The organism is Hyphomicrobiales bacterium (assembly GCA_016125495.1).
Taxonomy (GTDB): domain Bacteria; phylum Pseudomonadota; class Alphaproteobacteria; order Rhizobiales; family RI-29; genus RI-29.
This window is the reverse complement of the sequence record WGLQ01000014.1, coordinates 183564-209531: the sequence shown is the minus strand read 5'-3', so window position 1 is coordinate 209531 and position 25968 is coordinate 183564. Positions and strand designations below refer to the sequence as shown.

General features: G+C 67.5%; 23 protein-coding genes and 1 tRNA gene. 7 read left to right on the top strand and 17 right to left on the bottom strand.

Going from position 1 to position 25968, the window contains the following annotated elements; genetic code table 11:
* Positions 1–104 precede the first annotated feature (104 nt).
* A complete protein-coding gene (locus GC150_12185; GenBank protein MBI1385659.1) occupies positions 105–935 on the top strand; it encodes a methyltransferase domain-containing protein in 831 nt (276 codons plus the stop codon).
* 507 nt (positions 936–1442) lie between these two features.
* A complete protein-coding gene (locus tag GC150_12180; protein MBI1385658.1) occupies positions 1443–2117 on the top strand; it encodes an SET domain-containing protein-lysine N-methyltransferase in 675 nt (224 codons plus the stop codon).
* A 49-nt stretch (positions 2118–2166) separates the two neighbouring features.
* Here the strand turns inward: GC150_12180 and GC150_12175 are convergent, their stop codons facing one another.
* The gene (locus tag GC150_12175) at positions 2167–2574 is read right to left on the bottom strand and encodes an SET domain-containing protein-lysine N-methyltransferase (GenBank protein MBI1385657.1); all 408 of its coding nucleotides are present in this window, start codon (positions 2572–2574) and stop codon (positions 2167–2169) included.
* Between the two features lie 238 nt (positions 2575–2812).
* Between GC150_12175 and GC150_12170 the strand changes: the two genes are divergently transcribed.
* Positions 2813–4372, top strand: a complete 1560-nt coding sequence (locus tag GC150_12170) for a hypothetical protein (protein ID MBI1385656.1) — start codon at positions 2813–2815, stop codon at positions 4370–4372.
* Positions 4373–4396: 24 nt separating this feature from the next.
* On the opposite strand, the gene GC150_12165 is transcribed toward GC150_12170, so the two are convergent.
* Positions 4397–4472: transfer RNA gene (locus GC150_12165), tRNA-Ile, on the bottom strand.
* 225 nt (positions 4473–4697) lie between these two features.
* On the opposite strand from GC150_12165, the gene GC150_12160 reads away from it, so the two are divergent.
* The 4 genes from GC150_12160 (at position 4698) to grxD (ending at position 8810) form a co-directional block, all read left to right on the top strand.
* Complete coding sequence (locus GC150_12160) at positions 4698–5465, top strand: DUF541 domain-containing protein (protein ID MBI1385655.1); 768 nt, start codon at positions 4698–4700, stop codon at positions 5463–5465.
* Between the two features lie 224 nt (positions 5466–5689).
* Positions 5690–7912, top strand: coding sequence for a phosphoribosylformylglycinamidine synthase subunit PurL (purL, locus tag GC150_12155; protein ID MBI1385654.1), 2223 nt, complete (start codon positions 5690–5692; stop codon positions 7910–7912).
* A 131-nt stretch (positions 7913–8043) separates the two neighbouring features.
* Positions 8044–8277, top strand: coding sequence for a BolA/IbaG family iron-sulfur metabolism protein (locus GC150_12150; GenBank protein MBI1385653.1), 234 nt, complete (start codon positions 8044–8046; stop codon positions 8275–8277).
* A gap of 182 nt (positions 8278–8459) precedes the next feature.
* Positions 8460–8810, top strand: coding sequence for a Grx4 family monothiol glutaredoxin (gene grxD / locus GC150_12145; protein ID MBI1385652.1), 351 nt, complete (start codon positions 8460–8462; stop codon positions 8808–8810).
* Positions 8811–8901: 91 nt separating this feature from the next.
* Here grxD and GC150_12140 read toward each other — a convergent pair whose 3' ends face one another.
* From GC150_12140 to GC150_12070, 15 genes are all read right to left on the bottom strand, one after another.
* Positions 8902–10881: a hypothetical protein gene (locus GC150_12140; GenBank protein MBI1385651.1), complete on the bottom strand. Its 1980-nt coding sequence runs from the start codon at positions 10879–10881 to the stop codon at positions 8902–8904.
* 122 nt (positions 10882–11003) lie between these two features.
* A complete protein-coding gene (gene ychF, locus GC150_12135; protein MBI1385650.1) occupies positions 11004–12110 on the bottom strand; it encodes a redox-regulated ATPase YchF in 1107 nt (368 codons plus the stop codon).
* Positions 12111–12144: 34 nt separating this feature from the next.
* On the bottom strand, positions 12145–13125 hold the full coding sequence (locus GC150_12130; protein MBI1385649.1) for an aminoacyl-tRNA hydrolase: 981 nt from the start codon (positions 13123–13125) through the stop codon (positions 12145–12147).
* A gap of 140 nt (positions 13126–13265) precedes the next feature.
* Positions 13266–13874, bottom strand: coding sequence for a 50S ribosomal protein L25/general stress protein Ctc (locus GC150_12125; protein ID MBI1385648.1), 609 nt, complete (start codon positions 13872–13874; stop codon positions 13266–13268).
* A 184-nt stretch (positions 13875–14058) separates the two neighbouring features.
* The gene (locus tag GC150_12120; GenBank protein MBI1385647.1) at positions 14059–14775 is read right to left on the bottom strand and encodes an SDR family NAD(P)-dependent oxidoreductase; all 717 of its coding nucleotides are present in this window, start codon (positions 14773–14775) and stop codon (positions 14059–14061) included.
* Positions 14776–14950: 175 nt separating this feature from the next.
* A complete protein-coding gene (locus GC150_12115; protein MBI1385646.1) occupies positions 14951–16057 on the bottom strand; it encodes a hypothetical protein in 1107 nt (368 codons plus the stop codon).
* Positions 16058–16281: 224 nt separating this feature from the next.
* Complete coding sequence (locus tag GC150_12110) at positions 16282–17829, bottom strand: amidophosphoribosyltransferase (GenBank protein ID MBI1385645.1); 1548 nt, start codon at positions 17827–17829, stop codon at positions 16282–16284.
* Between the two features lie 55 nt (positions 17830–17884).
* Positions 17885–18445 (bottom strand): CvpA family protein, encoded by a 561-nt coding sequence (locus GC150_12105; protein ID MBI1385644.1) that lies wholly within the window; start codon positions 18443–18445, stop codon positions 17885–17887.
* Between the two features lie 153 nt (positions 18446–18598).
* The gene (radA, locus tag GC150_12100; protein ID MBI1385643.1) at positions 18599–20023 is read right to left on the bottom strand and encodes a DNA repair protein RadA; all 1425 of its coding nucleotides are present in this window, start codon (positions 20021–20023) and stop codon (positions 18599–18601) included.
* Between the two features lie 2 nt (positions 20024–20025).
* Entirely contained in the window at positions 20026–21351 is a 1326-nt protein-coding gene (alr, locus tag GC150_12095) for an alanine racemase (protein ID MBI1385642.1), read from the bottom strand.
* Between the two features lie 30 nt (positions 21352–21381).
* Positions 21382–22899 (bottom strand): replicative DNA helicase, encoded by a 1518-nt coding sequence (locus GC150_12090; GenBank protein ID MBI1385641.1) that lies wholly within the window; start codon positions 22897–22899, stop codon positions 21382–21384.
* Positions 22900–23080: 181 nt separating this feature from the next.
* Positions 23081–23671, bottom strand: a complete 591-nt coding sequence (locus tag GC150_12085; GenBank protein MBI1385640.1) for a 50S ribosomal protein L9 — start codon at positions 23669–23671, stop codon at positions 23081–23083.
* A 125-nt stretch (positions 23672–23796) separates the two neighbouring features.
* On the bottom strand, positions 23797–24750 hold the full coding sequence (locus GC150_12080; protein MBI1385639.1) for a hypothetical protein: 954 nt from the start codon (positions 24748–24750) through the stop codon (positions 23797–23799).
* Between the two features lie 138 nt (positions 24751–24888).
* Positions 24889–25140, bottom strand: coding sequence for a 30S ribosomal protein S18 (gene rpsR, locus GC150_12075; GenBank protein MBI1385638.1), 252 nt, complete (start codon positions 25138–25140; stop codon positions 24889–24891).
* Complete coding sequence (locus tag GC150_12070; protein ID MBI1385637.1) at positions 25137–25661, bottom strand: 30S ribosomal protein S6; 525 nt, start codon at positions 25659–25661, stop codon at positions 25137–25139. The genes rpsR and GC150_12070 overlap by 4 nt, the downstream gene beginning before the upstream one ends.
* Positions 25662–25968: the final 307 nt, after the last annotated feature.

Sequence of the window (25968 nt, the reverse complement as noted above, 5' to 3'; positions counted from 1 at the left end):
ACGGCGCCCCTCTCCCGGCTCATTAGCCGCTCACCGCCCGCTTGGCGAGGCAGGCGATTGGATTTGCCACGCCAAGGGTGGGATGGCAGGCTTGCAGCTTGGGAATGGCTTCACGAACGAAGCGTGGGAGATCCCGGGAGGGTGGCATGAGCGCTGATGGCGACATCGAGTATACGCCCGAGTTCATCGCGCTGCTCGAGACCACGTGGGGGGATGGGTTCCTTTCGCCCGGTGGACCGGCGGAGGTGCGGGAGGTGGTGCAAGGTCTCGCGCTTGAGGGCAGTACGGTGCTCGACGTCGGCACCGGGCTCGGCGGACCGGCCATGGTTCTGGTGCGGGACCGGGGGGTGGCGCAGGTGACGGGCATCGATGTGGAGGCCCCCGTTCTGGCCGGCGCCAGGGCCCGGATCGCGGCCGCCGGGCTCGATCAGCGCATCTCGCTGCGTCAGGTTGCCCCCGGACCTCTCGACTTTGCAGCCTCCTCCTTCGACGTCGTCTTCAGCAAGGACACGCTCGTCCATATCCCCGACAAGCCGGCGTTCTTTCGCGAAGTGCTGAGGGTGGTGCGGCCGGGTGGCTGGTTCGCGGCAAGCAACTGGTTCCGCTCCGATGCACCGTTTTCGCCGGAAATGGCGCTCTATTGCGATCACGGCCCCCTCAAATTCGCGCTCGCGACACTGGAGGAAGGCGCAAGTGCGCTCGCTGGCGCCGGCTTCACCGAAGTCGCCGCGCGGGACCGGACGGACTGGTTCGCCCGTGAGACCGCACGGGAGGCCGCCTGGGCGGAGGGGGAGGGGCGCGCCGCGCTGATCGAGGCGGTCGGGCGGGAGGCGAGTGAAGCGTGGATCGCGCGCACGCGTCTCCGGGCCGTCATCGCGGCGCAGGGCCAGTTGCGGCCGGGGCACCTCAGGGGACGAAAGCCGCTGGCGGGATGAGTGGGGCCGGCGCCGCCATCGACAGGCCCGGCCGGGGCTGGCGAGCCGCGTCATCCACAGGATCGGAGCGGTGACCACGGCACGCGGAACAGTAATCGCGCGCCCTTGGCCGGAGCGCGTCGGGTCTTGCCGGGACCGACGGACCTTCGGAACGTGAAGCCCGCTCGGGGCACAATCGAGACGTTGGCTGGCGCTGGTCTCCAGGGCTGTGAGTGGTCGGGAATGATCTGCGGGCTGCAAGCAGGATTTCAGTTAGTCTTGCAGAAGAGAGGACAGTATTTCTCAAATCTCAAGTGTTCACAACCAATAGCCAAGTGAAGAATGATTCTATTGTTGCACGTCCAAATCGTGACGTGAGATCGACTTGAACAAATACATTGACAGGCCCGAGCGTTCCCATATTTTCCGGCCGCTCGCCGCTGCGGCGGGTGTGGCACCCGGGAGTCCGGTTCGCCACGGAGCAACCCACGGCGGCACATTGCCGCCCGGGCGAGGAACCGAAAAAAGGTGCCAACGCTGAGCCACTCTTTTCTCGCACCGTCGTGCGAGGTCAGACATGTCGAGGACAAGGGCGGGCATGCGGTCTATGCCACCGCCGCGATCACCGAGGGCGCGCTGCTCGTCGTCTGGAGCGGGACCCTGGTCGACGGGGCGACGCTCGCAACCCTTCCGCGACGGGTCCGCAGCCATTCACTCCAGGTCGAGGACGACCATTATCTGGTCTCGCTCACCGACCGCGAGCCCGCGGACTACGTCAATCACAGCTGCAATCCCAATACCGGGCTCTCGGGCCAGATCACGCTGGTTGCGCTACGCGACATCGCGCCCGGCGAGGAAATCACTTACGACTATGCCATGAGCGACGGATCGTCCTACGACGAGTTCCCGTGCGGCTGCGGCGCGGCCGAGTGCCGGGGGCGCGTTTCGGGTGAGGACTGGCGCCGCGCGGACCTGCAGGCGCGCTACGGCCAGCATTTTTCCCCCTATATTCTGCGGCGGATCGCCGCCGTGCCGGCGGCTGATATTTCTCCGGTGATCGAAGTCGCGGCCGGGGCGATGGCGCAAGCCGGCTCCCTGGTCGGGGCCGATGGCTATCATTATCCTCCGCGCATGGACGAGGGCAGGCTCATGCCCCTGCGTGCGCGGCGGGTGCGGCGCCTCGGTCAGCCGCGCGCCACGTGACCCTGCCGGCCTCCGTCGGCAGGCATCCCCCGAACCCGGCGCCCGCCCCTCAGCGGGCCGCCGGGGCGGGCAGCATCTTGGCCGCGATATCGGCGTCGAACTCGCGATAGTCGCAGGTCATTTCCTCTCCCGCCGCGATGTCGCGAAGCGCGACGTCGTAGCCGAAGCTGTCGTCTGGCGTCGTTACGCTCCCGGTGTTGGGATCGTCGGCGTGGTTCATGAAGCGCGCGTTGTCCAGGCAGTAGACGTAAACGACGGCCTCGACGTTCAGGTAGACGTACTTGAGGGTGTCCGAGCGTGCCGGCTCCGGCAACGCGTCGATGTCGGCTTGCGAAAAGAGCGGATCATAACCCTCCACGAAGCGCCAGGTCACGGTGCCCTTGGCGATCGGTTCGGCGGCAAATAGGCCGAGGCCTTCGATGGCACTCGGCTTGAGGATCGTCTTGACCAGCAGCATGGGGTTTCGCTTCGTAAATGGGCTCCTGACGGACCCGCGCGCCGCGGCTCGGGCGCGAGCGCGGCGATGCCAGATCGCAACGGTCCCTGCAAGAGGGAACACGAACTCGATAACGCCACAACATCGCCAAACGCCGCCGCCAGAGCTTGCGGCCGTTGCGATGGGCCGAGCGCGCCCATGGCGTCCATTCTGGCGCCAGCGCACCGGCAGGGAGCGGGAGCATTCCCGAGGAGATTCGATGCAGTGTCGCCGCTACGCCGCGGGCCTCGTGCTGACCGCTGCCATCGTGCTGGCAAGCGGAACCGCTCAGGCCGAGAGCCGGGCGTGCGCCCGGGTGCCCGGCGCGGGCGAGGCCGTCAACGCGATGCGCACGAAGGGGGGCCTCGTGCTGCCCCTCTATCGTGCGCGGAACGGCGTTCGTGTCGCGTTCCGGCAACAGGGTGCCGACATCTCCGCGCTGGCGCCCGATGGCAGTGAACGCTGGCGCCGCCCGCTCGGTGCCGGAACGCTTTTCGGTGGCTTCGATCTCGATGGTGACGGTCACCCGGACTTCGGGCTCGCCAAGGCGCGATCACTCGCGCGCTCGTGCGGGCAGTCGGTGGTGCACGAAAGCTGGCTCGATCTCTATTCCGGGCGCGATGGGCGACGGCTGGCTGCAACGAGCGCACTCGAGGACGTCTGCCACACCAATCTCAACTATGCGACCCGGCAGTGGACGGCAAATACGCTCCTCTTCGGCGGCCGGCCGGGTGTCGTCGCGGTCGCTCCTCAATATGCCGAGAGCGGCTGGATGCTGCGCTGGGTGAACAGGAAGGTGCAGCAGGAGACATACCTCTATCCGTCGACGGCCGCATTCACGCGCACCTATGCGCGCGCGAGCCAGCTCACCGCCGAGAACGGTCGAGGCCAGCCGTCCTACATTCCCCGCTCGCACGTCCAGAACGGTCTCATCGTCGCGGGACGGACGCGCGCCGACGACCGCCTGACGTTCTTCACCTCCGCTCGTGTCCTGCAATATGCCATCGCCCCGCTCTCGCCGAACCAACTCGTCGGTGATCGCGTGTTCCGCTCCGACAGCATCGTCTCGGGGCGCAACTACGGTCTGGTCCAGGCCGATCCGCAGGCGCCCACGCGCGTCGCCCTGATCGCCGGTGCAGGGGCCGACAGCCTCTGGCGTGATCTGCGTGCGGGGCGCATCGGCGCCGATCCCCTGGGTGGCATCGAGCGCCACGTTTCCCTCTACGATCTCACCGCGAACAAGGTCTGGCAGCGATTTTATTCCTCCGCAAGCAGCGCCGTGACCGGCAGCGGCACGCGCGATCGTGTCGTCTATCCGGCGCGCGCCCTATTGCCGACGGCGTTCGCCGCGAGCGCCATCGCATTCAATGTCTACACGGGGACGAATTGGGTGCTGCACATCACGCAGCAGGGCTCGACGCGAGACGCCGCGCGCATCGCCAATCTCTTCGTTTGGGACGTGCTCGATCTCGACGACGATGGTACGCCGGAGCTCGTCGCCTCACCGGTCGACGCCGCGCCAGGGAGCTATTTTCCGCGCCGCGAGGTGCACGTCTACGGTTGGAACCCGCGCAACGGCAAGTTGACGCTGCGTCAGCGCATCGAGCGCGCTACGCCGCATCTCGTTGCGGCCTTCAAGCAGCCGGACGTCAGCAGCAGTTCGGGTAGCCTTCACCCGATTCTCGTCGGCGAGCAGGAGGCAAGTGTCGGTATCTACGTGATCGACGGCAGCGGGCGGGTGCGTCACGAGGCACTGTGCATGAGTCGCGTCGCCGGATGAGCGGGTAGGCCGACGGGGGATTGGTGGTGGGCCCGGAGGGACTCGAACCCCCAACCAAGCGGTTATGAGCCGCCGGCTCTGACCATTGAGCTACGGGCCCCGGCACGACGGGCGCGCGGTCGCGCACCATAGTGCAAGGCAGGAATCGTGTGAAGTCGCGTGGGCGCGAGTTCATGGCGGCGGCCCGGGGCCGCGCGGCCCGCCGTCTCTTCGCCATGATCGGCACACCTTATCGCGCCACCGGGGCGAGCCTGCTAAGGTGCCGTGAGTGCTCGCCGGCCCGCCCACGGGCACCACCCCATGGTTGATCCGAGAGACGCAACGCATGCTGATCCTGTCCAATCCGGCGCGGCCCACCCGCGTCACCTCGCCCGCCCTTCGAATCGCGGCAAAACGCGCGGCCATGCTCGTCCTGGCGCTCGCCACCGCGTGCATCGGAGCAACAAGGAGCCCATCGATGGCCGAGGAAACCGCTTTCCCGCGCTCCGTCACCGTCAGCGCGACGGGAACCGCCGTCACGGTGCCCGACATGGCGACGATTTCGACCGGCGTCGTGAGCGAGGCGGCGACCGCCGAGGATGCGCTGCGCGAGAACTCGCGCGCGATGCTGGCCGTAATGGAGGCGTTGCGGAGTTCCGGCGTCGATCTCAAGGATATCCAGACGACGGATTTCTCGGTGCAGCCGCGCTATCGCTATTCGCAGGACGGACGGCCGCCCGCCATCGAAGGCTACAACGTCGTCAATTCGGTCCGCATCAGGGTGCGTGAGATCAAGGACCTCGGCAACGTTCTCGATGCCGTGGTGCGTGAGGGCTCGAACCAGATCAGCGGCATCGAATTCGAGGTCAGTAACGCCGAGGAACTGCTCGATCGGGCGCGCGAGGATGCGGTCGCCAAGGCAACCAGCAAGGCGCGGCTCTATGCGCGCGCCGCCGGCGCCGGGTTGGGCGAGGTGATCAGCATTTCCGAGGTGACGGGGGGCGTCCCGGTCCGGCCCGTGATGATGCGTAAGGCCATTGCCGAGTCGGTTCCGATCGAAGCGGGCACCGAGACGCTGAGCGCCACCGTCACCATCAGCTGGGAACTGCGCTGAGGCCCCACGATACGGCTCGCGCGCACCCGCTGGTCCGCGCGAGCCACCATGCCGCCCTGTGCCAGGGCGAGCGGGTGACCCGGCGGTTGAAAGCCCAGTCGCCCGCCGCGCCTTTCTGTCGCTTCGCACCAGAGCTGCCTCTATAGTCCGCGCCGAACCGGCGGCCGGCGCGATTGCCAGTCCGTTGCCGCGATATCCGCACGCCACCGCCTCGAGAGACCAGCATGACCGCCGAGCCCGCCGACTTGCCCCATGCGCCTGCGATCGCCATCACCCCGGCCCTCGTTGCCGAGCACGGGCTGAAGCCGGACGAATACGAGCAGTTGCTCGCGATCCTCGGCCGCGATCCGCTGGCGACCGAACTCGGCATCTTTTCGGTGATGTGGTCCGAGCATTGCTCCTACAAGTCGTCGCGGGTCTGGCTGAAGAAGCTGCCGACGACCGGGGAACTCGTCATTCAGGGGCCGGGTGAGAATGCCGGCGTGATCGACATCGGCGATGGTGATGCCGCGATCTTCAAGATGGAGAGCCACAACCACCCCTCCTACATCGAGCCCTTCCAGGGGGCGGCGACCGGGGTCGGCGGCATCATGCGCGACGTTTTCACCATGGGGGCGAGGCCGATCGCCAACCTCAACGCGCTGCGTTTCGGCGCGCCCGATCATGGCAAGACCCGCCATCTGGTGGCCGGTGTCGTTGCGGGCATCGGAGGCTACGGCAACTGCGTCGGCGTGCCGACGGTCGGCGGCGAGACGAACTTCGATGCGCGCTACAACAACAACATCCTGGTCAACGCCATGTGCGTCGGCCTCGCGCGGGCGGACCGCATCTTCTATTCGGCCGCGCGTGGCGAAGGCCGACCCGTCGTCTACGTCGGCTCCAAGACCGGCCGCGACGGCATCCACGGGGCCACAATGGCATCGGCCGAATTCGACGAAGCGAGCGAAGAGAAGCGCCCGACCGTGCAGGTCGGCGATCCCTTCACGGAAAAGCTGCTTATCGAAGCCTGCCTCGAGCTCATGGCCGAAGACGCCATCATCGCCATTCAGGACATGGGGGCTGCCGGCCTCACCTCATCTTCGGTCGAGATGGCCGACAAGGGCGGTGTCGGCATTCATCTGCGACTCGATCTCGTGCCCCAGCGCGAATCCGGCATGACGGCCTACGAGATGATGCTCTCGGAGAGCCAGGAGCGCATGCTCATGGTGCTGAAGCCCGGCGCCGAGCCGGTCGCCGAGGCGATCTTCCGCAAATGGGGGCTGGATTTCGCGGTGATCGGCGAGACCACGGGAACCGGCCGCCTCGTCGTCGAGCACAAGGGCTTCATCGAGGCCGATATTCCGGTCGCCGCGCTCGCCGACAGCGCGCCCGTCTACGAGCGGCCATGGGAGCCGACACCGCCAGCCCCGCACGTCGCGGCCTGCGACGTGCCGTGCGCACCGGAGTTGCTCGGCACCCTCGCTGCCATGCTCGCCGGTCCGCATCTCTCCTCACGGCGCTGGGTCTGGGAGCAGTACGACCACATGGTGATGGCCGACACCGTGCAGCGGCCGGGCGGCGATGCGGCGGTGGTGCGGGTCCACGGCAAGCGCAAGGCGCTGGCGATGACCTGCGACGTCACGCCGCGCTACTGTGAGGCCGATCCGCGCCAGGGCGGTCGCCAGGCCATCGCCGAGACGTGGCGCAACCTCATCGCGGTCGGCGCCGACCCGATCGCCATCACCGACTGCATGAACTTCGGCAACCCGGAGCGGCCGCGGGTGATGGGTCAGTTCGTCGGTTGCATCGAGGGGATGGCGGAGGCCTGCGAGGCGCTTTCCTTCCCGGTCGTCTCGGGCAACGTCTCGCTCTACAACGAGACGAACGGAGTTGCGATCCCTCCGACGCCGGCGATCGGAGGCGTCGGTCTGGTGCCGGACGTGGCACAGGCCGTCGGCATCGCATTGCCGCCGGGTGACTGCGTGCTGCTCCTCGTTGGAGAGCCGACCGGTCATCTCGGCCAGTCACTCTATCAGGAGCAGGTGACCGGCCGGTTCCACGGGGCGCCGCCGCCGGTGGATCTCGCGCGCGAGATGACGGTCGGCCATCTGGTGCGTGACCTCATTCGCGACGGCGAGGCGCTGGCGGTGCATGACGTGTCCGACGGTGGCCTGCTCGTCGCCGTCGCCGAGATGGCGATGGCGGGAGGGCGGGGGGTGGTGCTCGACGGCGATACGGCCGGTCTCGAGCCGCATGCCTATTGGTACGGCGAGGAGCAGGGGCGCTACGTCGTGGCCGTCACCGCGGCCGATGCCGAGGCTGTGCAGGGGCGCGCGCAGGCCTTCCGCGTACCGGCCCGCCAGCTCGGCCGAGTCGAGGGAGTTGAGTTGCGGCTCGGCGGTGAGCGGATCGAGATCGCGAGCCTGCGCGGTGGCCACGAGGCCTGGTTCCCGCGTCTGATGGGGTGAATGACGTCGGCTCGGCGGTTTGCCATGCCGCAGGCTTTGCTGGCGCGGCGCCGTGGTTGGCCCCTACACAAACGCCGTGTCGCGAATTACGTTAGATAGACAGGCGGCGTTTCGCCCGAGGAGCCTCGACCATGCCGATGGACGCCAAGGAGATCGAGCGGCTGATCAAGACCCGGCTTCCCGATGCGCGGGTGACGATCCACGACCTCAAGGGGGACGGGGATCATTACTCCGCCCATGTGGTCTCGGCCGCGTTTCGCGGTCTGACCCGGGTGCAACAGCACAAGATCATCTACGACGCGTTGGACGGGCGGATGGGCGGCGTGTTGCACGCCCTCGCGCTGCAGACGGCCGTACCCGACTGAGAGCCACACAGGTGCGGACGAACGCATCGCGGACGGCAGTCAACGCCGGGAGCACTCACGATGCGACCGTAATTCTGTTAGAAGCGTTGCGGCCCTGAGCCGATACCAATGCCGGTTGCGACCGGCACGCCGACGAGACGAACCATCGCCGAGCCCTTGCAGCCGGCCGTTTGGAGGAAGAAATGAGCGAGCAGACCGTGCACGACTGGATCCGCCGGCAGGTGGCGGGCAACGACGTCGTCCTTTTCATGAAGGGCAACAAGAATTTTCCGCAGTGCGGCTTTTCCAGCCAGGTCGTGCAGATCCTCGATTACGTCGGCGTCGACTACAAGGACATCAACGTGCTCGAGGACATGGGCATCCGGGAAGGCATCAAGTCGTTTTCGAACTGGCCGACCATTCCGCAGCTCTACGTCAAGGGCGAGTTCATCGGCGGATGTGACATCGTCCGCGAAATGTTCCAGGCCGGTGAGCTGACCGGCTATCTCGACGAAAAGGGCGTGCCCTACGATCGCAAGACGGCCATCGCCTGAGCCGTCGGCAAGGCGATCGGTCGGGCGCTGACGACGGCCGCAGCGGCGCGCGCCATGGCGCCCCGCACCCTCGTGTCGGGGCGAGTTCTGCTCATTGCGGAAGCCGCCCCGACGCACGGAACGGATCGCCGCCTCCCCAGCCCTCGAGCCCTCGAGCAGCGTTGGGCTTGCGCCGGCCTGTGCCAGCCTCGCGTTGGCGACGGGCTCTGCGTTCGGACTTGCGGCGCTCGGAGGGCGTGACGCGCTCGGCTCTCGAAGGTCGCGTCGTGGCGCGCTCACTACGCCCCGGGCTGGCTGATTCCTCCACGTCATCGGATGGTTTCGTGAGGCTCGCGACGGCGGGGCTCGGGGGTGGCAGGTTACGCACCGGTCCCGAGCATGCGGCAACCGGAATGGCGCCCTTGCTGCGCGCCAGTGCTTCCTCGTGCTCGGCGCAGAGGGCGGCGAGACGGCCAGGAAGCTCCGCGCTCGGTGTCCTGCAATAAAGGCCGCGACCGTCGGGCAAGGCAGCAAAACGCACGCCGCGCGAGCCTGCCGCCGCCCTGTCGAGGTGGCGCGACATGCCGTTGAGAGCGGCGATCCTGAGATGCGCTTCGCGCGGTGAAAGCGGCCTCGGCTGGAGATGCGTGTCCCGGAGGGGAATGACTTCCACGGCCTCGGCGGTGACGCGCCCGTCCGGCCGACGCAGCAGGTGCACGCGTGCGAGAATGCCCCAGTCCTTGCAGCGGCCCTTGCCGGACATGTTGGCCGTGCCGGGGTGGAGGAAATTTCCGAGCCCGTAGAAGATCAGCTTTCCCTCGGTCAATTCGATCCCCTGTGGCACGTGCGCGTGGTGGCCGACGATGAGGTCGATGTCGCGTGCCTTGAGGGTCTCCTCCCGCCAGCGGTTGATCTGGAAGGAGGAGGGGGAGTTTTCCAGCTCGATGCCGTAGTGCATGGAAAGAATACGGTAATCGGAGGGGGCTGCCGCCAATGCCTCGATCGCGTCGTGGTAGTCGTGTTCGTTGTGGATGTTCAGCTGGCCGGGGCTCTCGTCGGCGCCGCGCTTGGAGGCGATGGCGGCTCCTCCGATCCCGAGCGCGCTCATGGCAAAGCGCGTTTCGCCGACCGAGAAAAGATCCGGAGCCATCGCCTCGGAGTGGTTCCGGCCGAGGCCGGGGGTCGCCTTGACGCCGAGCGGGGCGAGCGCTTCGGTGTGCCGCAGCGTTTCGAGCACGCCGCGACGCCCGTAATCGCCGGCATGGTTGTTGGCGAGCGAGAAGAGATTGAAGCCGATCCGTGCGAGGTGTTCGAGCGAGGCGGGATGGCTGCGGAAGTTGAAGGTCTTGGGATTGGCGGGCAGGTCGTTTCGGTCCGTTACCACGGTCTCGATGTTGGCAAAGGCGAGTTCGCCCGTCAGCAGAGGCGCAACGTAGCGGGTCGTCTGCTCCCAGGTGAGGGTGCGGCCGTGTTTGGCGGTGCGGTCGGCGCGCACGGCGGCCTGGTGTGCGTTGAAACCAGTGTCGCCGACGAGCACGATGGTGATCACCTCGCCATCGTCCGGCATTCGGTCGACGGATTCGATGGCCGGCTCGGGCGCCGCCGCCGGTGCCCGCTCGAGGCCTTCCTCGGCCGGGTGTCCATCGATCGGCTCGGAGCCTCGACCCGCGATGCCCGGCGCAGCGTTCGCTTCGAGCGGGGCGCCGGGATGGCTCGTCACCACGGCCGGGGAGGCGCCTTCGGTGACGACCTCGACGTCGCTCCTCGAGGCGAGGGCCGTCGTCGGCCCGAGAGAGGCAAAGGAAACCCTTCGCATGCTCGCGGCGACCTCGGGCACGAAGCTCGGGCGCAACGTGACGACGGCGAGTGCCGCGCGTTCCGGTTCGCGGGCGGCAGCAGGTGCCGGTTCCGCCGGGGCGACCGCGGTGGCCGTGGCGGGTTTGACGAGAGAAAAATCCTCGAGGGCGTGCGCAGTGCGCGGTTGCGCAACCAGGAGCAGCGCGCAAGTGAGTGCGGCTGCGAGCGCCCGTCGGCGGCACGGCCAAGCCGCACGCCCAAGCGCCGTCCACCCGAGTTCTGCGGTCATGGTCATCGAGTCGCCCGTCTTCCTGCCCCAGGGGCTGGAGGATTCGCCGAATGTGCTCAATGAACCATTGACGCTGCTCCGAAGCGATACATCGGACGCGGTTTTGCGCAGTCTGTTGCCGTGATCCTTCAGGTGTTGAAGCGGAAATGCATCACGTCGCCGTCGGCGACGACGTAGTCCTTGCCTTCCAGGCGCATCTTGCCGGCTTCCTTGGCGGCCTGCTCGCCCCCGAGCGAAACATAGACGTCGTAGGCGATGGTCTCGGCGCGGATGAAGCCCTTTTCGAAGTCGGTGTGGATGACGCCGGCCGCCTTGGGCGCGGTGGTGCCCTTGGTGATCGTCCAGGCGCGCGCCTCTTTCGGGCCGACCGTGAAGTATGTCACGAGGCCCAGCAGCTCGTAGCCGGTGCGAATGAGCCGGTTGAGGCCCGGTTCCGCCAGCCCCAACTCGGCGAGATATTCGTCGCGCTCCTCGGGCGAGAGCCCGGCCACCTCGGCCTCGATGCGAGCCGAAATGACCACACAGCCTGCCCCCTCCGCGCGGGCGCGCTCTGCGACCGCATCGGACATGGCATTGCCGGTTGCCGCGGCGGCTTCCTCGACGTTGCAGACGTAGAGTACCGGCTTTGCCGTCAGCAGCTGGAGCTGGCGGAAGGCCGCCTCTTCCTCATTCGCCACATCCAGCGAGCGCGCAGGGCGGCCATCGGCGAGCACCGGCAGCACCCGATCGATCAGGGCGAGCGCCTCCTTGGCCTCCTTGCCGGCGCGGTCTGTGGCCTTGGCGCGCTTTTCGAGGGCCGGCCGTCGGCGCTCGAGGCTTTCGAGGTCGGCCAGCATCAGCTCGGTTTCGACGATCTCGGCGTCCGCGATGGGGTCGATGCGCCCTTCGACGTGCGTCACATCCTCGTCAACGAAGCAGCGCAGCACATAGGCGATCGCGTCGACCTCGCGAATGTTGGCGAGGAACTGGTTGCCGAGCCCTTCGCCCTTCGAGGCCCCTTTGACGAGTCCCGCGATGTCGACGAACGTCAAGCGCGTCGGGATGATCTGGGCCGAGTGGGCGATCGCGGCGAGCCTCTCGAGGCGCGCGTCCGGGACGGGCACGTCGCCGATGTTCGGTTCGATGGTGCAGAACGGATAGTTCGCCGCTTCCGCCGCTGCCGTCTGTGTCAGGGCATTGAAGAGGGTCGACTTGCCGACGTTCGGCAGGCCGACGATGCCGCACTTGAAGCCCATCAGGGTGTCCCTTTTGTCGTGCTCGCCGCGATGCTCAGGTCTTTGGGGAGCCGCGTTTCAGCCATGCCCGAAGCTGATCCCCGAGGCTGCCGGGCGGGTTGGGCGTCGTGGCGCCGCCAGCGTCGGGCGCGTCGGTGGATGAAATGTCGGAGGTGCCATCGTCGGGGGAAGCCGAAGGTGACGGTTCATGCGCAGCTGGAGCCGCCCCGCCCGGCTCGGAGCCTTGCCGGTCCGAACCGGCCTTGCTCTCGCCATCCGGGGTGTGGCGGGCAACCATGTCCCACTTTCGCGGCCCCTCGCGGGGGGCGGGCGCTGTGGGTGGGAGAGCTCGGCCGGCGGCGGCGTCGCCGCGTGGGTTCAGGGCGGGCGTGGCGGTTGCCTGTTTGGATGTCGGGGCGGGTCTACCTGCGCCTGCGGGGCTCGCCTCGGTCCGCTCCTGTGGCGCCTCACCGCGTGTTGCCTCGGCGACGGCCGTCATGAAGCGGTTGGTATCGCCGGCGGCCAAATGCCGAGCGGCGCCGGCGATGGCGCTGAGCATTTCCGTCAACCAGACCTCGTCGGCCTTGGCGAAATCGCCGAGCACCCAGGGCTGCACCAGCTCCTTGCGGCCCGGATGGCCGATGCCCAGCCTGACGCGCCAGAAATCCGCGCCGATGTGTGCCGATATCGAGCGCAGGCCATTGTGCCCCGCGTTGCCGCCACCGAGCTTGGCGCGGAGCTTACCGGGGGCAAGATCGAGTTCGTCGTGCAGCACGATCACGTCCGCGGGGACGATCTTGTGGAATCTCATGGCCTCGCCCACGGAGCGGCCGGATTCGTTCATGTAGGTCTGCGGTTTGAGGAGCAGGCAGCGGGCGCCCGCGATCGTGCCTTCCGCGATCTCTCCCTGGAATTTCTTCCTCCAGGGAGAGAAACCGTTGGCGCGATGGATCTCCTCGACGGCGAGGAACCCGATGTTGTGACGGTTGCGGGCATATTTCGGGCCTGGGTTGCCGAGGCCGACGATGAGCTTCATCGCAGCGTCTCCCGTCCTGCTCGCGGTTCGAGGCCGGCACCAGAATGGCGGTCGTCGTCAGATGCGCACCGAGCGGGCGGGGCGGGCCGTTCGACCGCCCACCCCGGAGCCACTCGCGCAAGACGTCGGCCGGTCGCCGATCAGGACGCCTCCGGCTCCTCGCCTTCGGCCTTCTGCTCACCACCACCAGCACCGGCGATCGTGGCGATCGTGAAGTCCCGGTCGGCGATGGTGGGCTTGGTTCCCTCCGGCAGCTTGACCGCGGAAATGTGCACCGAATGGCCGATTTCGACGCCTTCCAGATTGACCTCGATGAAGTCGGGAACGCGGTCGCCCGGACAGATCAGCTCGACCTCGTGGCGCACGACGTTGAGCGCGCCGCCGCGCTTCAAGCCGGGGCACTTGTCCTCGTTGAGGAACTTCACCGGGACGTAGACGGTGATGGCGGAATCCTTGGAGACGCGAAGGAAGTCGACGTGGATGATGAAATCGCGGACGGGGTCCAGCTGGATCTCGCGCGGCAGCACGCGCACCGACTTGCCGTCGACGTCGAGCGTGTAAATCGTCGAAAGAAAGTGGCCCGTGTCGTATTGCTTCTTGATGGGCATGTATTCGAGCACGACGGGCTCGGGGGCTTTCTTGTCGCCGTAGACCACGGCGGGGACGAGACCTTTGCGGCGAATCTGCTTTGCGGCCCCCTTGCCGCCAAGCTTGCGCGCCGTGGCCTTCAATTCGATGGCGTCGACCATTGCGTTCTCCAATAGAAAATGGGGTCGCTTGGCCTCTCAACGCCACGCGCCCCTCCATGGCCGGGGGTGCCTCCAAGGGTGTCTGCGCCCGGCGAGCGGCTTATATCGCCAGATGGCCGGAGAAACAATGCTCCGGGCCGGCTTGACAAGCGTTCAGTCGGCTTTTCCGCCGACCCGCCACTGTTCAGTGGGGCTTGAAGTCGTAGCGCTTTCCGTTGCTCGTGCAAGTTGAACTCGCAAGCTCGAGAAAGAGCGGGGCGACCGCTTCGGGTGCCGGCAGCGTGGCCGGGTCCTCGCCCGGAAACGCCTTTGCCCGCATACGTGTCGCGATCGGGCCCGGATTGAGCAAGTTGACGCGGATGGCCGTGTTGGCGACCTCGGCGGCGTAGGTGCGGGCAAGCGCCTCGAGGGCCGCTTTGGAGACGCTGTAGGGGCCCCAGAAGGCCGGACAACGGTCGACGGCGCCCGAGGTGACCATCACCACGCGGCCGGCCGGTGAGCGTTTGAGGAGCGGGTCCAGGGTGCGGATCAGGCGCCAGGACGCCGTGACGTTGGTTTCCAGCGTCTCCATCCAGTCGGTGTCCGAGATATGGTCGAGCGGCGAGATGGGGCCGAGCACGGCGGCGTTGGCAACGAGGATGTCGAGCCGGCCCCAACGCTGGTAGAGGGTCGGGCCGAGGGCGTTCACCATCTCGGCGTTGCGCAGATTGAGTGTGACGAGCGTTGCCGATTGGCCGGTCGCGGTGCGAATCTCGTCGTCGAGTTCCTCGAGCGCGCCGCGCGTGCGCGCGAGTGCCACCACATGGGCGCCGGACTTGGCGAGAGCGAGCGCGACGGCCCGCCCAATGCCACGCGAGGCGCCCGTCACCAAGGCGATGCGACCGTCCAGCCGTTCACTCATCGATCATCCCCGGTGGAGGCTGGCAAGGTGGTCCGCCGATCTCGAGGCGGGCCGCACTGGATTGTGGGAGCCGGCGACGTCCCCGCGGCTCTCGCCGCTGCCTGCCGGAGCGGACATTACCGGCCACCGACGGGTGATCGGCTCGCCCGCCGCCGGCCGGCCGTTTCCACCGTTCCTACTGCGAGTTGTTCTGGAGTTGCTCGCGGGCCCGGTCGATCATCTCGCGGCCTTGCTGCCAAAGCTCACCGCCCTTCTCGCGCGCGGTGTCGGCCAGCTCGCCCGCTTTCTCGCGGGCACGGTCCAAGGTCGGGCCGGCCGCCTCGCGAGCGTCCTCGGATAGCTGGATGGCGCGCTCGACACTGCGGGCCGACAGCTCCTTGGTCTTCTTCCAGATGCGCTGGAAGAGGCCTTCGCGCGGCTGCAGATCTTCGGCCGGGATGGCGCGCACCGTCTTGATCATGTCTTCGTGGTCGCGCCGCTTGTTGCCGTCCTCGATGAGCGACGATGCGCCCGTGAAGAGCACCATCGGCGTGCAAGCCGTCACCACCTCGGTGCCGACCTTGTGCCAGCGCGGGTTGGTCAGCTCGGTTTCCTGGGCATAGTAGATCTTCTCGCCGTTGATCTGCTGGCGCAGGATATTGCGGTCGAGCACCGGGACGAAGACGCCCTCGGCCTGGTCGATGGCCTTGAAGCGCGGATTGTTCGGGTCGGGGAACTGAACGAAGAGCGTCACCGTTCGCTCGTCGGCGAGGGCAGCTTCGATGGCGGCGTCCGTGGTCTCGGCATACGTGATGTCCTGAGCGAGAGCCAAGCCGTCCGGGTCGATCTGCTGGAGGAACTCGAACGTCGCGGCGCTGCCCGACCGCTCGGGCGGCAGCACGAACTTGAGGTCGGGGGCGACGCTCGCGATCGCCCCGTAGCTGGTCAGGTCGCGATTCCGGGTCACCATGAACACGCACTCGCGCCCGAGATCGGTGCGCAGCGTGGTCAGCGTCTCCTCGCCGCCCGTCATCTCGCGCTCCAGCGCATAGACGTCGAACTGCGAGTAGGCGATCTGCTCGGGATTGCCGAGGACACGCTGGATATTCTCGCGCGAGCCCTGCGAGGCCACGCACTCGAATTCGAATGCCGACTTGGCCATCTGTTTGCGGAGTTCGGGACAAAAGCGGCTGTGATAGGCACCGGTCTCGCCACCGGTGTTGATCTGGGTGGCCAGGGCCGATCCGGTCGTGAGCGCGAGTGTGCCGGCGGCGGCACAGACGGCGATTGCGAATGATCTCAAGTGGTCCTCCCTCGCGGGTCATGGGACACGGCGGAACCGACGGGCCCGCCACATGCTCCGTATTTGGTACGATTATGCAACGTTGGCAATGTGGCGTGCCCGATAACCACCTGTGCTGGTTGACAGGGCAGGCGGGCCGGCCGCGAAAACCAGCACCGCCACCTTCCGACCCAGGCAGACAAGCCTTTTCGAGAAGCTGACGGCGCCCGTCAGGGTGCAGGCCCTCAGCTGGCTTCGGCCAGCAGCGAGAGCTGGCGCGGACCGCCGACACCGCATTGGTCGGTCAATGGCGTCGGATAATCACCCGTGAAGCAGTGATCGGTGAACTGCGGCTGTGCGGGATCGCGCCGTCCGAGACCGAGGCCGCGGTAAATGCCGTCGATCGAGAGGAACGCCAGACTGGTTGCGCCCATGAAGGCGCACATGGCCTCGAGGTCCATGCAGGCGGCGAGCAGTTCCTTGGGGTTCGGCGTGTCGATGCCGTAGAAATCGGGATGCTTGATCGGCGGGCACGCGATCCGCATGTGGACCTCGCGGGCGCCCGCCTCGAACATCATATCGACGATCTTCTTCGATGTCGTCCCGCGCACCACGCTGTCGTCGATGAGGATGACGCGTTTGCCCTCGATCACGCCGCGATTGGCGGAGTGTTTCAGGCGCACGCCGAGTTGGCGGATGCGCTGCTCCGGCTCGATGAACGTGCGACCGACGTAGTGGTTACGGATGATGCCGAGTTCGAACGGCAGGTCGGCAGCCTGCGAAAATCCGATCGCAGCGGGGACGCCCGAATCCGGGATCGGGATGACCACGTCGCCGGGGGCTGGCGACTCGATGGCGAGTTCGCGCCCCATTGCCTTGCGCATGTCGTAAACACATCGCCCGCCGACGATCGAATCGGGGCGGGCGAAATAGATGAACTCGAAGATGCAGGGGCGCGGCTGGCGTTTCGGGAACGGGCGGTGCGACTCGATGCCGTCGCGCGATATGACCACGATCTCGCCGTTCTCGACCTCGCGCACGAAGGCGGCGCCGACCATGTCCAGAGCGCAGGTTTCCGAGGCCAGCACCCAAGCGTCACCCATCCGACCGAGCACGAGCGGGCGGATTCCGAGTGGATCGCGCGCGCCGATCAGCATCTCTTCGGTCATCGCAACGAGGGCGTAGGCTCCCTCGAGCTGGCCGAGCGCATCGATGAAACGGGGAATGAGACGCTGGCGATTGCTCTGGGCAACGAGATGCAGGATCGCCTCGCTGTCCGATGTCGCATGGAAAATGGCCCCTGCCTCGATCAGCTGGGTGCGCAGCGTATGGGCATTGGTGAGGTTGCCGTTGTGGCCGACGGCGAGGCCGCCGCAGTCGAGTTCGGCAAAGAGGGGCTGGACGTTGCGAAGCGCCGTTTCTCCCGTCGTCGAATAGCGCACGTGCCCCATGGCCGCGCGGCCGGCGAGCTTTTCGATGACGGCCTGATTGTTGAAATTCTCCCCAACCAGCCCGAGCCGGCGTTCGGCATGGAAGCGCTCGCCGTCGAAGGAGACGATGCCGGCCGCCTCCTGTCCGCGATGCTGGAGGGCGTGCAAACCGAGAGCGGTAATCGCTGCGGCCTGATCGGCGTTGAAGACGCCGAAGACGCCGCATTCCTCCCTCAGCCGGTCGCCGTAGCTCTCGAGCCAGGCGGGATCACGGGCCTCTGCCCGAAGCGGCGTCGTCTCAGCGCTGGTGGCGCCCGCGCCCGCGCCACCGCATTGCCAGGGATTGCCGCCGTCCTCAGCCATCATAAGCTCCTCAACCGGCCCCGCTCCGGCGCCCACGAGCGCCGTGCCCACGATCTCACCCCTGCTGGTCGCCAGCGTTGTTGCCGTCCCCGATTCCTGGAATGGAGAAGTCTTCCGGAAGGATGCCCTGCAGCATGGCCCGCACGGTGTGACCGGTCGACTTGATATAGGGCAGCGATTGCGACTTGCTGACCCAGACCGGCTGCTTGTTCTCCTCGACGAGGAATTCGAAGAACAGATAGGCGATCACCACGAGAAGGAAGCCGCGCGCAACGCCGAATACGAAACCGAGCACACGGTCGATCAATCCGATTCCGCTCTCGAGGATCGTGTCCGAGAAGCGGATGGTGATGATGTGCACGATGAGCAGCACCAGCATGAAGGTCACGGCGCCGAGGACGATCAGCGACAGGGTCGTCGACTGGAAGAACTGGTCGGCCAGCTGCTCGGCAAGGTCTTTTTGATTGCGCACGACCCACAGGGTCGCGGCCGCCGCGAGCAGCCAGGAGACGATGGAGAGCAGTTCGCGGGTCAGGCCTCTGGCCATGGCCAGGAGCCCGGAAATCAGACAGAGCCCGAGCAGGGCGACATCCAGATAGGTGAGCGGACCGATCATGCCTGATCCTCTATACGCCAAGTGACAATGCGCTCCGCCTGGAACTCGACCAGGGCCGGGAGGCAGGCCGGGTCAACCGTCGCACAGCGTGCAGCGACCGGCAGATTAGCACGATTCCAAAACCGACGGGGTGCGGCCGTCGCGTGACGCACCCTAGCCATCCCCATCATCGTCAACGCCCCCGTCCTCGGCGCGATCGGGAAGGCCGCCCGCCGGAAGGATGGGCGCGATCGCTTCGGCAAGGCGGGCATGGCGCTGCAACGCGAGATCGAAGCCGCCACCTTCCAGTTCGCCACCTGCCGGTACCACCGCCGATCTAAAACCAAGTTTGCGTGCTTCTTTCAATCGGATATTGGCATGACCGACCGGTCTGAGGCCGCCCGAAAGACTGATTTCGCCGAGATAGACGCAATCGGGAGCCAGCGGACGACCCGCCGCCGCCGAAACGAGGGCGGCAGCCGCGGCGAGGTCTGCGGCCGGCTCGCCGATGCGCAGCCCACCCGCGATGTTGAGGTAGACGTCGTGGCCACCGAGCCGAACCCGGCAGCGCGCCTCCAGAACGGCGAGCACCATGGCGAGACGGCTGGCGTCCCAACCGACCACCGCCCGGCGAGGAGTGCCGAGCCGCGAGGGCGTGACCAGAGCCTGGACCTCCACGAGGATTGGCCGCGTGCCCTCGACGCCGGCAAAGACCGCCACACCCGGGTTCGTTGCGTCGCGCTCGCCGAGGAAAAGCTCGGACGGGTTGGCCACCTCCCGGAGGCCCTCCTGCGCCATCTCGAAGACGCCGATCTCGTCGGTGGCGCCGAAGCGGTTCTTGACGGCCCTGAGGATGCGGAAGGGGCGACCCCGGTCACCCTCGAAGTAGAGCACCGTGTCGACCATGTGCTCGACGACCTTGGGGCCAGCGATCTGCCCCTCCTTGGTGACGTGACCGACGAGGAGGAGGGCGGCCCCGGAGGCCTTGGCGTGGCGGATGAGGAGTTGGCTGGCGCTGCGCACCTGGGCGACGCTGCCGGGCGCGGATTCGAGGCCATCACTCCAGAGGGTCTGGATGGAATCGATGACGACGAGGTCGGCCCGGCGGACCTTGTCGAGGGTGGCGATGATGTTGGCGAGGTTGGTTTCGGCGGCGAGCATGACGGGAGCGTCGGCAAGGCCGAGTCGTTCGGCCCTCAGACGCACCTGCGCGGTCGCCTCCTCGCCGGAGAAATAGATCGCCGTGCGGCCTGCCTTTGCGATCGCGGCGGCGGCCTGCAGCAGGAGCGTCGACTTGCCGATGCCCGGTTCGCCACCGACCAGGAACGCCGAGCCCGGCACGATGCCGCCGCCCGTAACCCGGTCGAGTTCGCCGATGCCGGTGCGAATGCGCGGCGCCTCGTCGGGCGTGCCCTTGAGGTTCTCGAGGGTGACGATCCGCCCCTTGCCCGTAGGCTGTCCGGCGCCCGGAACGGCCGTCGCGGCCGCTGCCTCCTCGACGATGCTGTTCCAGGCGCCGCAGTCCGAGCATTGACCGGCCCAGCGCGTGTGGCTCGCGCCGCACTCCTGGCAGACGAAGCTCGTGCGGGCTCGTGCCATCGTCAGACCTCCGGTGCAGGCGGGCTGCCGTGGAGTGCTTCTTGCGCCCCGGTCGTGCCGCCGCCGATCCAGACGCGGGGGATGCGACGGGAAAGGCGGGTCAGGAATTCGTAGCCGATCGTGCCGGCGTGGTTTGCGAGATCGTCGATCGTGGCATGCTGGCCGACGATCTCCACCCAGGCGCCACGCTGGCAGAGCGCCCGGGGCACCGCGCTCACATCGGCCACCAGGAGGTCCATCGAAATGCGCCCGACGAGCGGCGCGCGGTGGCCCGCGACGTGGACGGCGTGGCCGTCGCGCTGGTTGCTCGAGCCCGCTCCGCGCAGGAGCCCATCGGCATATCCGAAGGTCACCGTGGCGAGCACGCGGCGCGGTTGGACGCTCTGCGCGGCTCCGTAGCCGACGCACACGGGCTCGTCGGTTTCGAGCAGCCGGGCGATGCGTGCAAAGACGTGCACCACCGGCGCCATGGTTCCGAGGCCGACAGAGGGGGCGACCGCCTTGCCGCCATAGAGCGCATAGCCCGGGCGTGCCACATCGAGATGGCTCGCCGGATGGGCGAGGAGACCGGCCGAGTTGGCAAGGCTGGCGGGCACCCCGGCAAAGGCCGATCGTACGGAGGCAAAGCGGCGCGACTGATCGCCGTTGAGCGGGTGCGAGGGCTCGTCGGCGCAGGCGAAATGCGACATCAGCAGGGCCGGCTTCAGCGCTCCCTCGGCGGCGGCGGCGAGCGCTTCACTCGGCATCAGGCCGAGTCGCGTCATGCCGGTGTCGACATGCAGCGCTGCGGGCTCGAGGCTCGCCCAGCGCCTGCAGCACGAGAGCCATTCCTCGACCTCGCCCGGCGAGGAAAGCACCGGGCGCAAGCCATGCTCGCGGAACGCCTCTCCCGATCCCGGCAGCAACCCGTCGAGAACATGAATGTCCGCGCGCCGCGCGGGGCCGAGCACCGCGTGCAAATGGCGGCGCAGGGCGATCGCCTCCTCGAGGGTCGCAACGAAGAAGGTGCGCGCGCCCTCGCCGGCGAGCACGCGCGCCACCTCGGCCACGCCGATGCCGTAGCCGTCCGCCTTGACGACCGGGGCGATTTCGGTGCGCGGCGCCAATGCGGCGAGGTAGCGATGGTTGGCGACCAGCGCGCCGCGATCGATCACGATGGCGGCCGGGGCATGGGCGGGCAGGCCGGCGAGCACGGTCGCCAGCTCGCGTCCGGTCGTCGCACTCATGCGGTACGGCACGTTGCGACCCGTCGTGCCGCCGTCGGGCGCCGCGCTCGTCATCCCCAAAGGGCTCGAGTGTCCGCTCGCGCTCAGTTCACCCTCCGACATGTGCGGCCTTCGATCGGGCCACCGGTATCGCTATTCGTATCGCTGCGGCAAACGCTCGCCGGGCGCAAGGTCCGAGAAGCGCGTGATCGCGCCCTCGAACTGCAGCACCACCGTTCCCGTCGGGCCATGGCGCTGCTTGCCGATGATGACCTCGGCCTGACCGCGCACGGCCTCGCGTTTCTGGCGCCATTCCGCATACTTGGGATCGTCGGGGCGCGGCTCGGTGCGCTCGAGATAGTATTCCTCCCGGAACACGAACATGACCACGTCGGCGTCCTGCTCGATGGAGCCGGATTCGCGCAGGTCCGAGAGCTGCGGGCGCTTGTCCTCGCGGCTCTCGACCTGACGCGAGAGCTGCGAGAGGGCGATGATCGGCACCTGCAACTCCTTGGCGAGCGCCTTGAGGCCGGTGGTGATCTCGGTGATTTCCTGAACGCGCCCACCCGCCTGGCTGCGCGAGGAGCCCGAGAGGAGCTGGATGTAGTCGACGACGAGGAGGCCGACGCCCTTCTGGCGCTTGAGGCGCCGTGCGCGCGCGGCGAGCTGGGCGATGGTGAGGCCGCCGGTCTGGTCGATGTAGAGTGGCAGCGTGGAGATGGCCTTGGCCGCGCCGGAAAGGCGCTGGAACTCGTCGGAATCGATCATGCCACGGCGGATCTTCTCGGACGGCACCTCGGCCGCCTCCGCCAGAATGCGGGTGGCGAGCTGCTCGGACGACATTTCCAGGGAGAAGAACCCGACAACGGCGCCGTTCGCGGCACGGCCGGACCCGTCGGTGCCGGGACGGTAAGCCTGCGCGATGTTGAAGGCGATGTTGGTTGCAAGCGAGGTTTTGCCCATCGACGGGCGGCCGGCGAGGATGATGAGGTCCGAGGACTGGAGGCCGCCCATCTTGGCATCGAGATCACGCAGTCCCGTGGCGATGCCGGAAAGCCCGCCGTCGCGCTGGTAGGCCGCCGCCGCCATGTCCACGGCCTGACTGACGGCATGATTGAAGCTCTCGAAGCCCTGCCCGTACTTGCCCGTCTCGGCGAGGCTGTAGAGGCGCGATTCGGCCTCCTCGATCTGGCGCTCGGGCGGCAATTCGATGGGGGAATCGTAGGCGACGTTGACGAGGTCCTCGCCGATGGTGATGAGGCTGCGCCTGACCGCGAGGTCGTAGATGGCGCGGCCGTATTCGGCGACGTTGATGATCGCGGGGGCACTTGCGACGAGGCGCACGAGATATTGCGGCACCGTGAGTTCGCCGACGGGTTCGGCGCTCTCGAGGAAGGTCTTGAGCGTGATCGGGCTCGCTGATTTCCCGGCCCCGACGAGTTGGCTGATGAGATCGAAAATGCGCCCGTGCAGGGGCTCGTAGAAGTGGTCGGCCTTGAGGAAGCTCGAGACGCGGTCGTGCGCCTCGTTGTTGCGCAAGAGCGCACCGAGCAGGGCCTGCTCGGCTTCGATGTTGTGTGGCGCCCGGCGGAAGGCGGGTGTCTCCGCGCTGGCGGGAAGGGCACCGGCGGACAGCGCGCCACCGGCGGTCTGGGGATGGGGTGTGCTCATGCTCGAAAGCTAGGGCGATTCGGGAGGAGGGGATCGGCTCGTCGGATCGCCCCGCCCCTCTCCTGCCCGCTCCTCCCCGCAATGCACACGCGTGCATGCAACCCGCCCGGTCGCGACCGCTCGGCGCTTGCCAGCCCGGCGAATCGCACGGGTCCGCGGGCCGACGGCGTGCCGCCCGGCGTCAGGACGCCGCTTCGTCGCCGCCCGGCTCCTCGCCCGGCTCGGCGCCTTCCTCGAAGAGGTCCTCACCGCCTTCCGCGAAGATGTCGGCGAGATCGTCCTGGATGACGGAGACGTCCTCGCCCCGGGCCTGACGCTCGGCTTCCTCGGGCGACCGTGCGACGTTGATGCGAATGGCGGCCTCGACCTCGGGATGCAGGCGAATCTTGAGGTCATGCACGCCGAGGGCCTTGATCGGCCGGTCGAGCTGGACCTGGTTGCGGTTGATCGAATAGCCGCCCTCGCAGACGACCTCGGCGATGTCGCGCGTTGCGACCGAGCCGTAGAGCTGGCCGGTGTCGCCGGCCTGGCGGATCACGATGAAGCTCTGGCCCTCGAGTTTGGCGGCGACGGCGCTCGCCTCCTGCTTCAGCTCGAGGTTGCGGGCTTCGAGCTGGGCGCGCTGGCCCTCGAAGCGCTTCATGTTGTCGGCGGTCGCCCGCATGGCCTTCTGCTGGGGCAACAGGTAGTTGCGGGCAAAGCCGTCGCGAACGGTGACGGTATCGCCCATCTGGCCGAGCCGTGCGATGCGCTCGAGCAGGATGACTTTCATGATGATCTCCTCTTGTCGGTGTTCCAGCGTTGGGGTGTGTCGGTCTGCCGTTCAGGACGATCCGACCGACTGTTACAGGGTTGGTGGTCTCGGTCGCAGGGACTGCGGGGCACCGGTGCGCGTGCTCATATCGGGCCCCTCCCCAGTCGGCGCCGGCGCGCGCTCTCGCGCAGCCCCAGCAATGGTTCGGCGACCGCGAAGATCGCGACGATGAAAAAGCCGATGCGCCCGAGCAGGAGGATGCCGAGGTAGACGGCAACGAGAATGAAGGCGCGCTGGGAGAGGCCGCGCGTTGCCCCGTGCGCCATCGCGAGGCCGAGAAGCACGTGCCCGGCCAGCATCGCGCTCGCAAAACCACCGCCTATGATGCCCCCGAGATCCGGCAGGAACAACGCCGCCAGGGCAGCTCCGAAAGCGAGCGGCATCAGGGGGTGGAGATCCATTTCCGCGAAGTCGGGCCAGGCCCCTTGGAGGAGGCGCATGGCGCGCGCGATCAGTGCCGCCAGAAATGCGCACGAGAGGGTGGCCAGCATCCAGGTCAGCGCCGCGACAGTCGGGAACGTCAAGGTCGTGATGTTGGCGAGTTCGTCGCGATCCGGTCCACTCAGCGCCTTGCCCGTCAATTGCTCGAGGTCGCTCGCCATGCCCTCGTCGAGCCAGCCGCGGATGGCGCCGCGATAACTCTCGAGGTCGCTGCCGAGAGCGAACACGGCGAGAGCGGCGACGGCCCCGCCAAGGAGCGTGACGAGGCCGAGCACATGGCCGGCCCGAAGCCCGGCAGCGCGACGGTCGTCGATGGGGGGCGCGGCCGGTGACAGGTCGTCGGGAGAGGTGCGAGGCGCGCCTTGCGGTCGCAGGAGCCAGACGATGATCGTCGCCGGAAGCGCAAAAAGCGCGAGATAGGCGCTGGCGGCAAGGGGGCCGGAAGCCGACAGGAGTAGGAGGGCGCCCGACAGCGCACCGGCGAGAGCGGCGCCCGGGCCCCAGCCGAAACCGACAATGTAGAGCGGGAGCGGAAATACGGAGATGAAGGCCGACACGAGGCCGGCCGTGATCCCGATGAGGATGCCCTGCGCCATGGTTATGCTGTCCCGCCCCAGGCGGTTAGGCGGACGCGAGGTCCGCCAACCCAATGGTCTCTGCCGGCTCGTGCATGCGTTTCCGGGGACGGGCGAGCCGGCGCCCCGCCCCGGTTGCAGATTTTTGCTCCGCCTACGTCAACTATGGATGATGTAGGGCAGGAGGCCGAGGAAGCGGGCCCGTTTGATGGCGCGCGCCAGTTCGCGCTGCTTCTTGGCGGAGACGGCGGTGATGCGGCTCGGCACGATCTTGCCGCGCTCGGATATGTAGCGCTGCAGAAGACGCACGTCCTTGTAGTCGATCACGGGTGCCTTGTCGCCAGAGAATGGGCAGGTCTTGCGACGGCGAAAGAACGGCCGGCGGACCGGAAGCTGTGCGATATCCATCACTCGGTCACCTCGCTCTCGTCACGGCGGCGCGGCTCGAACCGGCGTTCGCCACTGCGCTCTGCGCCACGTTCACCACTGCGCTCGGGGCCGCGATCGCCGCGCGGTCCACGCGGTCCACGGTCGTCGCGACCGCCCCGGCGCTCGCCGCGATCACCACGGTCGCCGCGGTCGCCACGCGGACCACGGCGGTCGTCGCGGTCGCTCTTGCGCATCATGGCGCTCGGCTCGCTCTCGAGCTTGTCGACCTTGAGGGTGATGAAGCGCAGCACGTCGCTGTTGAGGCTCATCTGACGCTCCATCTCGGCGACCGCGGCGTGCGGGGCTTCGATGTTGAGGAGCGTGTAGTGCGCCTTGCGGTTCTTCTTGATCTTATAGGCGAGGGACTTGACGCCCCAGTGCTCGGTCTTGGCGACTTTGCCGCCGCCGCCTTCGATGATCGCCTGGAACTCCTTCGTCATGGTCTCGACCTGCTGGTTCGAGACGTCCTGACGAGCGAGGAAAACATGCTCGTACAACGGCATGGTCTGGGCCCTTCTCGATGTGGTCGCTTCGGCGCCTAGCCTCCCTTGAGCCGGTGCGCGATGCTTGGCCCAGAAGTTGACCCGAAAGAGCGAGGACACGGGATCCGCGAACATGCGTCCGGGATCCGTTCAGCCCTCAACCGAAGCGGAGGAGCGCTTTTAGTCGCGGGGCGTGCCGACGCGCAAGAGAAATCTGGTGCGGTCGCCACCGATTCGGACCGACAGAGGCTTGGCGGGAGGGGCGGGCGCGCGCTTGACACTGTCGCGCTCCGGATGCCACTGCGGATGAGGCATCGGGTGATGGGTA